General features: G+C 73.4%; 10 protein-coding genes and 2 pseudogenes. 7 read left to right on the top strand and 5 right to left on the bottom strand.

Annotated features, from left to right (window positions below; translation table 11 throughout):
- The first annotated feature begins 7 nt into the window (after window positions 1-7).
- The 3 genes from ABTY56_RS25720 to ABTY56_RS25710 all read left to right on the top strand — a co-directional run bounded on the left by ABTY56_RS25720 (window position 8) and on the right by ABTY56_RS25710 (window position 3,538).
- The gene (locus tag ABTY56_RS25720; RefSeq protein ID WP_502893184.1) at window positions 8-1,063 is read left to right on the top strand and encodes an ABC transporter ATP-binding protein; all 1,056 of its coding nucleotides are present in this window, start codon (window positions 8-10) and stop codon (window positions 1,061-1,063) included.
- Window positions 1,053-2,327, top strand: a complete 1,275-nt coding sequence (locus tag ABTY56_RS25715) for an ABC transporter ATP-binding protein (RefSeq protein ID WP_350631537.1) — start codon at window positions 1,053-1,055, stop codon at window positions 2,325-2,327. Before ABTY56_RS25720 ends, ABTY56_RS25715 begins: the two co-directional genes overlap by 11 nt.
- Window positions 2,328-2,488: 161 nt before the next feature.
- The gene (locus ABTY56_RS25710) at window positions 2,489-3,538 is read left to right on the top strand and encodes an ABC transporter ATP-binding protein (protein WP_350631536.1); all 1,050 of its coding nucleotides are present in this window, start codon (window positions 2,489-2,491) and stop codon (window positions 3,536-3,538) included.
- Window positions 3,539-3,561: 23 nt separating this feature from the next.
- On the opposite strand, the gene ABTY56_RS25705 is transcribed toward ABTY56_RS25710, so the two are convergent.
- From ABTY56_RS25705 to ABTY56_RS25685, 5 genes are all read right to left on the bottom strand, one after another.
- On the bottom strand, window positions 3,562-5,280 hold the full coding sequence (locus ABTY56_RS25705; RefSeq protein ID WP_350631535.1) for an ABC transporter family substrate-binding protein: 1,719 nt from the start codon (window positions 5,278-5,280) through the stop codon (window positions 3,562-3,564).
- A gap of 118 nt (window positions 5,281-5,398) precedes the next feature.
- On the bottom strand, window positions 5,399-7,762 hold the full coding sequence (locus ABTY56_RS25700) for a peptidoglycan binding domain-containing protein (protein WP_350631534.1): 2,364 nt from the start codon (window positions 7,760-7,762) through the stop codon (window positions 5,399-5,401).
- Window positions 7,763-8,005: 243 nt separating this feature from the next.
- On the bottom strand, window positions 8,006-8,464 hold the full coding sequence (locus ABTY56_RS25695) for a DUF6113 family protein (RefSeq protein WP_350631533.1): 459 nt from the start codon (window positions 8,462-8,464) through the stop codon (window positions 8,006-8,008).
- On the bottom strand, window positions 8,461-9,369 hold the full coding sequence (gene mshB / locus ABTY56_RS25690) for an N-acetyl-1-D-myo-inositol-2-amino-2-deoxy-alpha-D-glucopyranoside deacetylase (protein ID WP_350631532.1): 909 nt from the start codon (window positions 9,367-9,369) through the stop codon (window positions 8,461-8,463). The genes ABTY56_RS25695 and mshB overlap by 4 nt, the downstream gene beginning before the upstream one ends.
- A gap of 31 nt (window positions 9,370-9,400) precedes the next feature.
- Entirely contained in the window at window positions 9,401-9,595 is a 195-nt protein-coding gene (locus ABTY56_RS25685) for a DUF2304 family protein (protein ID WP_350631531.1), read from the bottom strand.
- 316 nt (window positions 9,596-9,911) lie between these two features.
- Between ABTY56_RS25685 and ABTY56_RS25680 the strand changes: the two genes are divergently transcribed.
- The 4 genes and pseudogenes from ABTY56_RS25680 to ABTY56_RS25665 all read left to right on the top strand — a co-directional run.
- A complete protein-coding gene (locus ABTY56_RS25680) occupies window positions 9,912-12,074 on the top strand; it encodes a S9 family peptidase (protein ID WP_350631530.1) in 2,163 nt (720 codons plus the stop codon).
- Window positions 12,075-12,320: 246 nt separating this feature from the next.
- Window positions 12,321-13,211 (top strand): annotated as a pseudogene (locus ABTY56_RS25675) (ABC transporter ATP-binding protein); the annotation flags it as partial.
- Window positions 13,208-13,930: an ABC transporter permease gene (locus tag ABTY56_RS25670; RefSeq protein ID WP_350631528.1), complete on the top strand. Its 723-nt coding sequence runs from the start codon at window positions 13,208-13,210 to the stop codon at window positions 13,928-13,930. The pseudogene ABTY56_RS25675 and the gene ABTY56_RS25670, both read left to right, overlap by 4 nt.
- An 8-nt stretch (window positions 13,931-13,938) precedes the next feature.
- A pseudogene (locus ABTY56_RS25665) lies at window positions 13,939-14,179 on the top strand (hypothetical protein); the annotation flags it as partial.

Here is a 14,179-nt window from a genome sequence, read left to right as displayed (position 1 = left end):
GGAGCGCATCGTGAACACAGCGGTGGACACCACCAAGGGCGGGCGGGAGGCACCGTACGAGGGGCCGCTGCTCGACGTCCGGGACCTGCACGTCGAGTTCGTCACCCGGGACGGCGTCGCCAGGGCCGTGAACGGCGTCAACTACTCCGTCGCGGCGGGCGAGACGCTCGCCGTGCTCGGCGAGTCCGGCTCCGGCAAGTCGGTGACGGCGCAGGCGATCATGGGCATCCTGGACATGCCGCCGGCCCGGATCCCGCGCGGCGAGATCCGCTTCCGGGGCCAGGACATGCTCAAGCTGAGCAAGGAGGAACGGCGGAGGATCCGCGGCGGGCGGATCGCGATGATCTTCCAGGACGCGCTGTCCGCCCTCAACCCGGTGCTGTCGGTGGGCTTCCAGCTGGGCGAGATGTTCCGCGCCCACCGGGGGGTCTCCCGCGCGGAGGCCAAGGCGAAGGCCGTCGAGCTGATGGACCGGGTGCGCATCCCGGCGGCCAAGGACCGGGTGAACGACTACCCGCACCAGTTCTCGGGCGGTATGCGCCAGCGCATCATGATCGCGATGGCACTGGCCCTGGAGCCGGACCTGATCATCGCGGACGAGCCCACCACCGCCCTGGACGTGACCGTCCAGGCCCAGGTGATGGACCTGCTCGCCGAGCTGCAGGCCGAGTTCCACATGGGGCTGATCCTGATCACCCACGACCTCGGCGTGGTCGCCGACGTCGCGGACAAGATCGCCGTGATGTACGCGGGCCGGATCGTCGAGACCGCCCCGGTGCACGACCTGTACGCGCGCCCCGCGCACCCGTACACCCGGGGCCTGCTGGACTCCATCCCGCGGCTGGACCAGAAGGGTCAGGAGCTCTACGCGATCAAGGGCCTGCCGCCCAACCTGCTGCGGATTCCCCGGGGATGCGCCTTCAACCCGCGCTGCCCGCGCGCCCAGGACGTCTGCCGGGCCGAGGTGCCGGACCTGTTCCCGGTGACCGAGGACGACGAGACACCGCTGGAGGGGCGCGGCAGCGCCTGCTTCTTCTGGAAGGAGACCCTCCATGACCGCTAACGGGGCCAGCGCACTGGGCGCGGCGGTACCGGAGGAGGTCGTCTTCGCGCAGGAGGTGCCGCGCGGCGAGCCGATCCTCGAGGTCCGGGACCTGGTCAAGCACTTCCCGCTGACCCAGGGCGTCCTGTTCAAGAAGCAGGTCGGCGCGGTCAAGGCGGTCGACGGGGTCAGCTTCGACCTGATGCAGGGCGAGACGCTCGGCATCGTCGGCGAGTCCGGCTGCGGGAAGTCCACGCTGGCCAAGGTGCTGATGAACCTGGAGCCGGCCACCGGGGGCTCGGTCCGGTACAAGGGGGAGGAGATCTCCCGCCTCTCCGGGGGCGCGCTGAAGGCCGTCCGCCGGAACATCCAGATGGTGTTCCAGGACCCGTACACCTCGCTCAACCCGCGCATGACGGTCGGCGACATCATCGGCGAGCCGTTCGAGATCCACCCCGAGGTGGCGCCCAGGGGCGACCGCCGCAAGGCCGTCCAGGACCTGCTGGACGTGGTCGGGCTCAACCCGGAGTACATCAACCGGTACCCGCACCAGTTCTCCGGCGGCCAGCGCCAGCGCATCGGCATCGCCCGGGGGCTGGCGCTCAAGCCGGAGGTCATCATCTGCGACGAGCCGGTGTCGGCGCTGGACGTGTCGGTGCAGGCGCAGGTCATCAACCTGCTGGAGCAGCTGCAGGGCGAGTTCAACCTGTCGTACATGTTCATCGCGCACGACCTCTCGATCGTCCGGCACATCTCGGACCGGGTCGGCGTGATGTACCTCGGGAGGCTGGTCGAGATCGGCAGCGACGCGGAGATCTACGACCACGCGACCCACCCGTACACCCAGGCGCTGCTCTCCGCGGTGCCGGTGCCGGACCCGATGGCCCGCGCGTCCCGGGACCGGATCGTGCTCACCGGGGACGTGCCCTCGCCGGCCAACCCGCCCTCCGGCTGCCGCTTCCGCACCCGCTGCTGGAAGGCGCAGCAGCGGTGCGAGGTCGAGGTGCCGCTGCTCGCCTCGCCGTCGTGGCTGGACGGGGCGGCGTTCCACGACTCGGCGTGTCACTTCGCGGCGGAGCGCGAGATCGAGCAGAGCGCGACGGAGCGCGAGGTCGGGCAGAGCGCGGCGGAGCGCGAGGGCGAACAGGGCGCGGCCGGGCAGGGCGCGGCGGAGCGCGAGGGCGAACAGGGCGCGGCCGGGCAGGGCGCGGCGGAGCGCGAGGGCGATCAGGGCGCGGCCGGGCAGGGCGGCGCGGAGCCCGAGAACGGGCCGGGAACCGACTGAGGTCTCTCTCCAGGGCGCGTCCTCGTCGCGGGGGCGCGCCCTTCGCCGTCCGTCCCGTGATGGAAAAGAGATCTGCCGCAGGCTCGCCAAGTGCGGTCCGTTCCTTGATAGTTGCTCTGCGCCTGTCGATGGTCGCTGCTGCGCTGAGGAGGGCTGCCCACATGGACGCGGTGGAGGTGACCGGCGGCGGCCGGGAGGGCCTGGCGCCCGGGACCCCGTTGCTGGAGGTCGAGGATCTGCACGTGGAGTTCCACACCCGGGACGGCGTCGCCAAGGCCGTCAACGGGGTGAGCTACTCCGTCGCGGCCGGCGAGACGCTGGCGGTGCTGGGCGAGTCCGGTTCGGGCAAGTCGGTGACGGCCCAGGCGGTCATGGGCATCCTGGACGTACCGCCGGGGCGGATCACCTCGGGGCGGGTGCTGTTCCGGGGCGAGGACCTGCTGACCATGAGCGCCAACGCCCGGCGGGCCGTCCGGGGCCGGCGGATCGCGATGATCTTCCAGGACGCGCTGTCCGCCCTCAACCCGGTGCTCAGTGTGGGCTACCAGTTGGGCGAGATGTTCCGGGTGCACCACGGCGTCACCCGCAAGGAGGCCCGGGAGAAGGCCGTCGAGCTGATGGAGCGGGTGCGCATCCCGGCCGCCCGGCAGCGCGTCGGCGACTTCCCGCACCAGTTCTCGGGCGGTATGCGCCAGCGCATCATGATCGCGATGGCTCTGGCCCTGGAGCCGGACCTGATCATCGCGGACGAGCCCACCACCGCGCTGGACGTGACCGTCCAGGCCCAGGTGATGGACCTGCTGGCCGATCTGCAGGCCGAGTTCAACATGGGCCTGATCCTGATCACCCACGACCTCGGCGTGGTCGCCGACGTCGCGGACAAGATCGCCGTGATGTACGCGGGCCGGATCGTGGAGACCGCCCCGGTGCACGAGCTGTACGCGCGCCCGGCCCACCCGTACACCAAGGGCCTGCTGGCCTCCATCCCGCGGCTGGACCAGAAGGGCCAGGACCTGCACGCCATCAAGGGCCTGCCGCCGAGCCTGCTGCGGATCCCGGAGGGCTGCTCCTTCAACCCCCGCTGCGACCGGGTGCAGGACCGCTGCCGGAGCGAACTCCCGCCGCTGCTCCCGGTGGTGGGCGAGCACGGGGAGGAGCTGGCGGGCCGCCACAGCGCCTGCCACTACTGGCGCGAGACGCTGCACGGCTGAGCCCGCCGCCGGGCCGCTCCGGCCTACTTCAGGAAGCCGACGTTCTCCCAGACGATGTCGGACAGGCCCTGCGCGCCGATGTTGGCGAGGTCGGCGCGGGCGCCGTACAGCTGCGGGCGCTGGTAGAGCGGCAGGACGCCGGCCACCTTCCAGAGCTCGCCGTCGGCCTGGTTGATGGCTTCGGAGGTGGTGGCCGCGTCGGTCGCCGCGGCGGCCCGGTCGAGCGCGGAGTCGACCGCGGCGCTGCCCGCGCCGACGTGGTTGGTGCCGCCGTTCTGGACGAAGTTGGCGCGGCTGCCGCTGGCCGGGAAGGGGGTGCCGAGCAGCGAGTAGGCGGTGATGTCGAAGTCGTTGCGGTTGATGTACTTGTCGAAGAACTCGTTGGCGGCGGCGGTCACCGTACTGACCTTGATGCCGACGTCCTTGAGCATCTTGGTGGTGGTCGCGGCCTCGTTCTGGGCCTGGGTGACGCCGGCCGGGATGACCATCCGCAGGTTGAGCTCGCGGCCGTCCTTCTTGCGCACGTCGCCGTCGAGCTTCCAGCCGGCCGCGTCCAGCTTGCGGGCGGCCTCGGTGGGGTCGTAGCGGGCCAGGCCCAGGGAGTTGTCGCGGTAGCCGCTCTGGTTGGCGACCAGCAGGTGGTTGTTGAGCGTCACGGGGGGCCAGTCCAGGCCGTTGAGGTCGGCGCGGATGACGACGTCCCGGTTGATCGCCTGGAACACGGCCTGGCGCACGGCGGCGTCGCTCAGCGCGGGGGTGCGGGCGTTCAGGGTGATCTGGCGGAAGTCCGGACCGCCCGCCCGGCGCACGACGGCGCCCTTGGTGTTCCGGATGGCCTGGTAACCGGCCACGTCCGGGCCGATGTTGACGAGGTCGAGCCGGCCCTTGGCGAAGGCGTCGGGCATCGCGTCGGGGAGCATCGCGTGGAAGACGATCCGGTCCAGCATCGGCTTGTCGCCCCACCAGGTGGGGTCGGCGACCAGGGTGACGGTCTGCGTGGCGCGGTCGAGCTGCTCGACCTTGAACGGGCCGGCGGTGACCGGGATGGCGTCCAGGTAGGCGGTGTTGAACAGGTCCGGGGTGGAGATCCGGCCGGCCGGCAGCAGCGGGGCGTTGGCGGCGCCGTTGAACATCGACTGCCACTCCGAGAAGGGCCGGTCGAAGGTCATCACGGCCTGGAAGTCGTCCTTGCCGCGCTCGACCGAGGAGACCAGCTCGAACCCGGTGCTGCTGGACGGCTTGTAGGCCGGGTCCTTGCCGTTCAGGGCCCGCCAGTTGGCCTCGATGTCGCGCCAGGTGATCGGGGTGCCGTCGGACCAGTGGGCCTTCGGGTTGAGCGTCCAGGTGACCACCTGCCGGCCGTCCTTGAACTCGGCGTGGGCCTCCTGCAGATAGGCCGGGTTGACGGTCTGGGCGCCGGCGGCGTCCGAGCGGAAGAAGGTCGGCAGCAGCGGCTTGGTGACGGCGATGGTCGAGGACTCGCTGCCGTCGCCGTGGATCGGCGACCACTGGCGGGAGAACTGGGTGATCGCCACGTTCAGCGTGCCGCCCTGGCGCAGTTGGCCGCGGTCGTGGGGGTTGATGTCGACCGAGGTCAGCTTGGGCGTCGCGGGGGCGGACGCCACTGCGTCGATGCCGTCGCCGCCCTGGCCGGAGGCGCAGGAGCAGAGGGCGAGCGAGAGGGTGAGGGCGGTGAGACCGGCGAGCAGGGCCGTCCCGTGGTGCTGGAGGCGGCGGCTCATCGGCGTGCTCCCGGGGTGGGTGTGACGGAAGGTGTGGCGTCACATCTTGCTGACCGGGAGGTGGGGTTGTCGAGGGGCGGGACCGGTGCGGCCCCGCCCCCCGACGGGAGGCGGTACGTCAGACGGCGAACTTGAAGGTGCGGTCCTTGTCGCCGGTCTTGTCGAAGACCGAGGCGATGCCGTCCGCGACGTCCTGCGGGGTGATCGCGACGGTCTGGCCGTTCTTCTTGAACTTCACCTTGTCGAACACGCCGCCCAGCTGGGCGGAGAGCGCGTCGAGGTCCCACTTGGGCACGATCTTGCCGGAGGCGTCCGGGACGAGCGTGAGCGCCTTGGCGGCGGTCTTGCCACCGAAGTCCCAGGTCTTGGTGCCGGCCGCGACGTGCACCTTGCCGGCGGCCACCTGCTTGCCGAGGCCGTCGGCGGCCGCCTGCAGGGCCTGGGCGGAGACCTTGGGCTGGGCGGCGGTGACGGCGAGGGCGATCGGCTGGTCGGGCTTGCCGTCGGCACGGTCGCGGTAGGCCTGCTCGACCACGTCCAGGGCGCTCGCCGAGTCCACTGCCTGGCCGGCCCGGCCGGGGACGACGATCGGCTCGCCGTTGGGCTCGCCGAACTTGACGTAGCCCTCCTGCAGGCCCTGGCCCGAACCGGCCGTCAGCGAGTCGAGGGCGGCCTTGAGCTTGGCCCGGTCGACCTTGACCTCCGGCGCGACGGCCTTGCTGCCGCCCTGGATCGACTTGATGACGTCGACCGGGTTGTAGCTGTGCTGGGCCAGGCCGTCCACGGTGGCGGTGGTGTCGAAGCTCAGGCCGGCGACCGTCGGGTCGAGGTCGAGGGTCTGGTCGCCGATCTTCAGCTTGAGCGGCTGCTGACCGGCCTTGCCGACCGAGGAGTCCAGCGAGTGGATCGCCTGGTCACGGCTGTTGCCGCCGATGTCCGTGCCGAGCACCACGGTGCCCTTGGGGACGTCGGACTGGTTGAGCATCAGGCCGGTGCCGTACGCGGCGGCGCCGAGGAACAGCACACCGCCGATGCCGTAGACGCCCAGCTTGACCAGCTTCTTGCCGGCGCCGCCGCGCTTGGTCTTGGCGGGCGCGGGGGCGGACTGGGCCTTGGCGGGGGCCGGGGCCGGAGCCGGGGACGGCGCCGGGGCGGGCGAGGGAGCACCCTTCCCGCCCGGGGCGCCCGGCGGCCGGGGGCCGGCGGGCGGGGTGGGCAGCGGGGTGAACTCGGTGGCCTCGGGGTCGGAGCCGGCCTGCTGGGGACGGCCGGGCTGCGGGCCCGCGCCGGGCGTGCCCGGGAAGAGCCCGCCGGGCGCCGCCGGGGCGGCGGGGCCGTCCTGGCCGGGGGCGGCCGGGCGCTGGGTGGCGAACGGGTCGGCGCCGGTCGGCGCCGAGGCGAACAGGCCCGGCTGGGTGCGGCCGTCGGCACCGCGCGGGGCGCCGTTGCGGGGCGGGCCGGATATCCCGGCGGGCGGCGGGGTGTTCTCGCGGATCGGCTGGAAGCCGTCGACCGAGGTGTCCTCCGGGTTCGGCTCGGCCGGCGCACCCTGCGGGCCGGCCGGGCGGCCGTTCGGCCGGAGGCCGTCCTGCGGGCCGCCCTGGCGGGGGCCGTTCTTCCGGGCGCCGTTCTGACGCGCCCCGTTCTGCTGCTGCGGACGGTTCTGCTGGGGGCGGCCGCCGCGCGGGCCACGGGTGCCGGCGTCGGGGCCGGGGGTCGGGCCGAACGGGTCGGCCACGGGCGCGAAGGGGTCGGCGGGCTCGTAGACGCCGGGCTCCTCCGCCGGGGCGTCGGCGCGGAACGGCGCGGCGGGGGCACCCGGGTTCGACGTCTTGCCCTGGGCGGGCACCGGACGGCCCTTCGGAGCGCCGTTGGCACGGGCGGCAGCGCCGCCGGCCGGGCGGGCACCCTGCGGTCGGGCCTCGGCGGCGGCGCCCGACGGGGCGTCCGGCGCACTCGGGGCACCGGCCGGCACGGCGGCCGGGGCGGGCTCGGCGGTCGGCGCCTTCTTCTGGCGCGGCCGGAACCACGCGCCGGTGGACTCCGACTCGGAGGTCGCCGGCGGGATCGGCGGGATCTCCCACTCCGGCGGCAGGTTCGGCGGGGTGGCCGTGCCGCTGCCGCCGTCCATCACGCCGAGGACGGGCGAGGCCGGCGCGGAGCGGTGGCGCGGGCCGCCCTGCTCGGCGGCGGCCGGGGCCTCCTCGGCGGGGCCGTCCTCGTTCTTGACGGTGCTGCGGACGACGACCGGCGGGATCGGACGCGAGCCGGGGATGTTGATCCGGACCCGGGTGGTCAGGGTGGTCTCGGTCTTCGGGCCGTCGTCCTCGCCGCCGTCCGCGGTGCCCTGGCCGGTACCGGCCCCGGCCCGGTCGCCGCCGGAGGGCCCCGGCGTGCCGTAGGGCGGGGTGCCCGACGGGTAGGCGTCCGGGCCCGTGCGCCGAGGCGTCGGGTGGGCGTTGTCAGATTCGCGGCTGCTCAATGCTGCTCTGCTCCGGGTTCGCGGGCGGGCCGTGCGGCGCGACCGCGGTTCGTGGTCGCCGGGCCCGGCTGGGGCGGGCGGCGGTCGGGTACGGCGTTCTGCGGGACCACCATACTGGGAAGATCTGAGCGGTGAACGGCTTCGGACAGATCCTGATACGTCCGGTTCCTCCGGTATGAGAGTAAGGCCGTGTGCTCCTGACTGCGCGTCGTACGCGGTACCGTACGCCGCGCTCCGCCGTGGTCAGCGCGGGGGGCCGGGCACCCCGGGGAACCAGCTGGTGCGGGTGGGCAGGGTGGCGCAGATCACGCCCAGCACCGAGCCGGCGAACAGCCAGGCCAGCGAGGTGGCGTTGGACCACAGCACGTTGTCGCCCTCCGGCCGGGGCACGATCAGCAGCAGCATCGCCAGGAACCAGCCGGCCGCGGGCGCGCCCGCGCCGAGCCGGGTGCCGGTGACCCGCAGGCCGCCGTAGAAGGTCGCGGCGGTCGCGGCGAGGGCCAGCAGGACCCCCACGGGCGGCCACAGGGCCTGCACAAAGGATCCGCAGACCGACACCGCGATGCCCAGCAGGAAGAACAGGACATATGCCGCGATCCGGGCGGCGCGCGGGGGTTGGGGCTCGGCCAGGCGCTCCTCGCGGGTGCCGAGCACCCTCGCCGGGAGGGAGCGGCTCGGGGGCTGCGGGGCGGGCTTGCTCATCGCGCGCCCTCCCCGGCACCCGCGGCCGCGTCGCCGAGGCCCGCGAACAGGTCGTCCTCCGGCGCTCCCGGGCCGGCCTGGCCGCGCACCAACTGGTAGTACTCGGTGGCGAGCAGGGGCTGGCCGAGGTCGTTGGAGAGCGCGAAGAAGGCGCCGTCCACGGTGATCTGGGTGGCGTGCGCGGCCATCGCGGCCGCCTTGCGGCCGGAGTACGCGGCGCCGTCCAGCGCCGTGGTGACGGCCTCGTCGGCGACCACGCCGGGGACGTCGGACGGCTGGGCGACGCCCGGGAAGGACGCCTTGGCGGCGGTCTCGGCGAGCCCGGCCTCGATCACCGAACGCGGCATCCGGTTCCAGTACACCTTGCCGATCCGCCAGGCCGGGCCCAGCTCGGGGCGGTGAGCCGGGTCGGCGGCCAGCTCGTACGCGCGCATCGCGACCCGGTGCGCCTGGATGTGGTCCGGGTGGCCGTAGCCGCCGTTCTCGTCGTACGTGACCAGCACCTGCGGCCGCACCTCGCGGATCACCGCGACCAGGTGGTCGGCCGCCTCGTCCACGTCCGCCTGCCAGAAGCAGCCGGGCACGTCGTTGTCGGCCACGCCCATCATCCCGGAGTCGCGGTAGCGCCCCGGGCCGCCGAGGAAGCGGTGGTCGGTGACGCCCAGGGCGCGCATCGCCTCGGTCAGCTCGCCGATCCGGTACGCGCCGAGGGTGTTCTCCCGATCGGCCGTCAGGTGGGCCAGCTCCGGGGGGATCACCTCGCCGCCCTCGCCGAGGGTGCAGGTCACCAGCGTGACCCGGGCGCCCTCGGCGGCGTACCGGGCCATCGTGGCGCCGTTGCCGATCGACTCGTCGTCGGGGTGCGCGTGCACCAGGAGGAGTCGGCGGCCGGTAGTCGCGGTCATGGGAGGAAGCCTAACCACCGGCCGGGTGGGGTCAGAGCCTCAGGCCGTTGATCATCCCGGCGAGGTTGGTGGTGACCTGGCTGATCGACGGGGCGATCGAGCTGGAGGCCAGGTAGAAGCCGAGCAGCGCGCAGACGATGGCGTGGGCCAGCTTCAGGCCGGAGCGGCGGATCAGCAGCACCACGATGACCAGCATCAGCACGGCTGCGGAGATGTTCATGGCCATGTCGGCTCACAACCCCTTCTCGGGCGCGCCACCCCCCTGGGGAGGGCGGCGGTGGAACGGTGCGGGACTGGGGCTGCGGGCGACCGGGGCCCGGGACGGGGCCGACGATCACTCGCCTGACCAGTCATACCCGATGGGTAAGGGGGGCATTACATTCAGTGAGTCCCCGCGCGCCGGGGCATCGTGGCACTCACGGGGCGCATGGGCCGGTCGGAGGGGGTTTGGAGCTCTTTGGGGCGTACTTCGCGACGATGCTCCGAACGAGTGATCACCAGCCTCCCGGCAGCGGCAGTTCGGCGTCGTAGGGTCTGGTGCCATGACCTCCCACACCCCTGCGGACACCTTCCCCCGGCAGTACGCGCGGACCCTGCGCTACACCGTCGGCGCGCCCCGCTCCTTCTCCGTCGCACCGGACGGCTCGCGGGTCCTCTTCCTCCGCTCGTCCTCCGGCGGCGACCGGGCCAACCTGCTCTGGGTCCTCGACACCGCCACCGGCGAGGAGCGGATCGCCGCGGACCCGGCGGTCCTGCTCGGCGGCGGCGAGGAGGACCTCTCGCCGGCCGAGAAGGCCCGCCGCGAGCGCAGTCGCGAAGGTTCGGCCGGCATCGTCGGCTACGCCCTGGACGCGGCCGGCGCGCTGGCCGCCTTCGCCCTCTCCGGGCGCCTGTTCACCGCCGACCTTGCGGCCGGCACCACCGCCGAACTGCCCGCCCGGGGGCCGCTGTTGGACCCGCGCCCGTCGCCCGACGGCAGCCACGTCGCGTACGCCAACACCGCCGGCGAGCTGCGGCTGTCCCGGACCGACGGCAGCGGTGACCGGGTGCTCGCCGAGCCGGACGGCCCGAACGTCACCTGGGGACAGGCCGAGTTCATCGCCCAGGAGGAGATGGACCGCGACCGCGGCTTCTGGTGGTCCCCGGAGAGCGACCGGCTGCTGGTCGAGCGCGCCGACGACAGCCCGGTGCGCCGCTGGTGGATCGCCGACCCGGCCAACCCGGACCGCGAGCCCGCCGAGGTCGCCTACCCGGCGGCGGGCACCCCCAACGCCGAGGTCGGCCTCTGGGTGCTCGACCTGCACGGCGGGCGCACCGAGGTGGTCTGGGACCGCGCCGCCTTCCCGTACCTCGGCCGGGTGCACTGGTCGAAGGGCGGCGTGCCGCTGCTGCAGGTGCAGTCCCGCGACCAGCGCAGCCAGCGGATCCTCGGCCTGGACGTGGCCACCGGCGCCACCGAGGTGCTGCACGAGGAGAAGGACGGGGCCTGGCTGGAGCTGTTCCCGGGCGTCCCGGCGTGGACCCCGGACGGCAAGCTGGTGCGGATCTCCGACGAGGGGGGCGTGCGCGCGCTGGTGGTCGGCGACCGGGCCGTCACCGGGGCCGACCTGCACGTCAGGTCCGTCATCACCGTCACCGAGGACGAGGTGTTCTTCACCGCCTCCGGCGGCGCCGCCGAGACCGACCCCGAGCCCGGCTGGATCGCCGTCGGCCGGATCAGCCACGACGGCAAGCGGCTGGGCTGGGAGTCCGCCAACGGGCGGCCGTTCACCTCCGTCACCAACGCCGTGCACGGCGGCGGGGTCACCGTGCGGGCCACCGCCGAGCCCGACCTGCCCGGCACCCTGGTGCAGGTCGCCCGCGACCTGCCCGAGGGCGTGGTGGTCGACGACATCGCCACCGTCGCCTCGTACGCCGAGACCCCGGTGATCACCGCCCGCCCGGTGTTCCGCTTCGCCGGTGAGCGCCGCATCCCGGCCGCCGTCTTCCTGCCCACCGGCTACGACCGCGAGCGCGACGGCCAGCTGCCCGTCCTGATGGACCCGTACGGCGGCCCGCACGGCCAGCGCGTCGTCCAGGCGCACAACCCGCACCTCAACTCGCAGTGGTTCGCCGACCAGGGCTTCGCGGTGGTCGTCGCCGACGGGCGCGGCACCCCCGGGCGCGGGCCGGCCTGGGAGAAGTCGATCGCCTCCGACTTCGCCGGGGCCACCCTGGACGACCAGGTGGAGGCGCTGCAGGCGCTCGCCGGGGAGTTCCCGCTGGACCTCGGCCGGGTCGCCATCCGCGGCTGGTCGTACGGGGGCTACCTCTCCGCGCTCGCCGTGCTGCGCCGCCCGGACGTCTTCCACGCGGCGGTGTCCGGCGCGCCGGTGACCGACTGGGCGCTGTACGACACCCACTACACCGAGCGCTACCTGGGCGACCCCGCCGAGCGGCCCGAGGTGTACGCCGCCAACTCGCTGAACGGGTACGCGGCCGGCCTGGAGCGCCCGCTGATGATCATCCACGGGCTGGCCGACGACAACGTGGTGGCCGCGCACACCCTGCGGCTCTCCTCGGCGCTGCTCGCCGCAGGCCGCCCGCACACCGTGCTGCCGCTGTCCGGCGTCACGCACATGACCCCGCAGGAGGAGGTCGCGGAGAACCTGCTGCTGCTCCAGGTCGACTTCGTGAAGCGCTCGCTGGGGATGCAGGGCTCCTGACCGACGCGTCCGACGGCCGGTACCCCGACCGCCCCACCGGGCTGACACGGGTACCGGCCGTCGGCATGACATCCGTCATACCGAAGGCACGACGGCGGACACTGCCGTCGGCCCCCGCCCGCGCGGGACTCTGAGGTGGTGCGAACAGCAAGGGACGCGACACCAACAGGGAAGAGGAGCCGGGCGATGGACACCGAGGTGGTGGCCGCCTTCCGCGGCGTGGGCAAGAGCTACGGGCGGGTGCGCGCCGTGGACGGGCTGGACCTCGTGCTGCGGCCGGGCGAGACCGTCGCCCTGCTCGGCCCGAACGGCGCCGGCAAGTCCACCAGCCTGGACCTGCTGCTCGGACTGCGCGAGCCCGACCAGGGCAGCGTGACGCTGTTCGGCGGCACCCCGCGGGCGGCGATCGGGACCGGCCGGGTCGGCGCGATGCTGCAGAGCGGCGGGCTGATGTCCGACGTCAAGGTGCGCGAGCTGGTGCGGCTCGCCTGCGACGTGCACCCGCGCGGCCGGTCCGTCCCGGAGGTGCTGGCCGACGCCGGGATCACCGAGCTGGCGGAGCGCCGGGTCGACAAACTGTCGGGCGGTCAGGAGCAGCGGGTCCGCTTCGCCCTGGCGATCGCGGGCGACAACGACCTGATCGTGCTGGACGAGCCCACCACGGGCATGGACGTCAGCGTCCGGCAGTCGTTCTGGGCGAGCATGCGGGCGCAGGCCGACGCCGGGCGCACGGTGCTGTTCGCCACCCACTACCTGGAGGAGGCCGACTCGATCGCCGACCGCGTCCTGGTGCTGCACCGGGGCCGGCTGATCGCCGACGGCAGCTCCGCGGAGATCAAGGCGCGGGCCGGGGCCCGCCGGATCGCCTTCGAACTCCACGACGCGGACGGCCGGTTCGAGGAGGCCGTGCTGCGCACCCTGCCGGGCGTGCAGTCGCTGGACGTCACCGCCCGGGTCCCGGGCGTGCGGACGGTGCGGATCCGTACCGCGGACGCCGACGCGAGCGTCGCCGGGCTCTACCGGGCGGGCCTGTACCCGCGCGGACTGGAGGTCACCGGCGTGGGCCTGGAACAGGCCTTCCTGACCATCACCGGCGAGCTGGACCGGAACGACGCGGCCCTGGAGAGTGCGCGATGACCACCCTGATCAAGCTGGAGGTCCTGCGGACCTTCCGCAACCGGCGCTACCTGTTCTTCACCGTGGCCTACCCGGCGCTGATGTACGTCTTCTTCATCCACGCCTACGGCGCCGCCGGCCAGGCCGGCGGACTGCCGGTGAAGACGTACTTCATGGTCTCGATGGCCACCTTCGGGGCGGTCGGCGCGGTGCTCACCGGCAACGCGCAGCGGATCTCGCTGGAGCGCAAGACCGGCTGGACGCGCCAGCTGCGGCTGACGGCGCTGCCGGGCCGGGCGTACACCATGGGCAAGATCGCGGCGAGCGCGGTGACCACGCTGCCGGCGATCCTGGTGGTCTTCGCGGTCGGCGCGAGCCAGGGCGTCTCGCTGGGCGCGGCGCAGTGGATCGGGCTGGCCGCCGCGCTGTGGCTGGGCAGCTTCGTCTTCGCGGCGCTCGGGGTGGCGCTCGGCTACGCGGCGGCGCCGGACTCGGTGCAGCCGATCGTGATGATCACCTACATGGCGATGGCGCTGCTCGGCGGCACCTGGTTCCCGGTGAGCGACTCGCTGGAGCGGTTCGCCCGGTTCAATCCGGTGTTCCTGTACAACAAGCTGGCCACCTTCACCCAGCCCGGGCACTCGCCGGACACCGTCGCGGCCGCGGGGCTGGCCGGCTTCCTCGTGGTGTTCGTGGTCGCCGCGGCGGCCCTGTACCGCCGTGACACCCGCCAGGCATGATGATCCACATGAGCGACGCGCGCCGGACCCACCGCACCGACGAGTCGCCGGAGGTGGGTGTGGCGCGCGCGTCGTTCATGAACGTCCCCGGCTCCCCGGTGGAGACCAGGCGGCAGATGCTGGTCAAGGTCGCCTGGATGCTGCTGTGGATGACCTACCTGGCCTACCCGGTGAGCAGCCTGGTGAACGGTGGGCACAGCACGGGCGCGCGGGTGCTCGGCTGGATCTGCCTGGGCTTCTTCGTGGGCA

Origin of the sequence: Kitasatospora sp. NPDC097691 (assembly GCF_040302665.1) — a bacterium.
GTDB lineage: Bacteria > Actinomycetota > Actinomycetes > Streptomycetales > Streptomycetaceae > Kitasatospora.
The sequence above is the reverse complement of the archived record's forward strand: the minus strand, read 5'-3'. Positions and strand labels throughout refer to the sequence as shown.

Excerpts from the sequence above, each read along its gene's own strand:
- mshB (WP_350631532.1), bottom strand. The coding sequence starts at position 9,369 with ATGACCGCGACTACCGGCCGCCGACTCCTCCTGGTGCACGCGCACCCC.
- ABTY56_RS25680 (WP_350631530.1), top strand. The coding sequence starts at position 9,912 with ATGACCTCCCACACCCCTGCGGACACCTTCCCCCGGCAGTACGCGCGG.
- ABTY56_RS25715 (WP_350631537.1), top strand. The coding sequence starts at position 1,053 with ATGACCGCTAACGGGGCCAGCGCACTGGGCGCGGCGGTACCGGAGGAG.
- ABTY56_RS25710 (WP_350631536.1), top strand. The coding sequence starts at position 2,489 with ATGGACGCGGTGGAGGTGACCGGCGGCGGCCGGGAGGGCCTGGCGCCC.
- ABTY56_RS25705 (WP_350631535.1), bottom strand. The coding sequence starts at position 5,280 with ATGAGCCGCCGCCTCCAGCACCACGGGACGGCCCTGCTCGCCGGTCTC.
- ABTY56_RS25695 (WP_350631533.1), bottom strand. The coding sequence starts at position 8,464 with ATGAGCAAGCCCGCCCCGCAGCCCCCGAGCCGCTCCCTCCCGGCGAGG.
- ABTY56_RS25670 (WP_350631528.1), top strand. The coding sequence starts at position 13,208 with ATGACCACCCTGATCAAGCTGGAGGTCCTGCGGACCTTCCGCAACCGG.
- ABTY56_RS25685 (WP_350631531.1), bottom strand. The coding sequence starts at position 9,595 with ATGGCCATGAACATCTCCGCAGCCGTGCTGATGCTGGTCATCGTGGTG.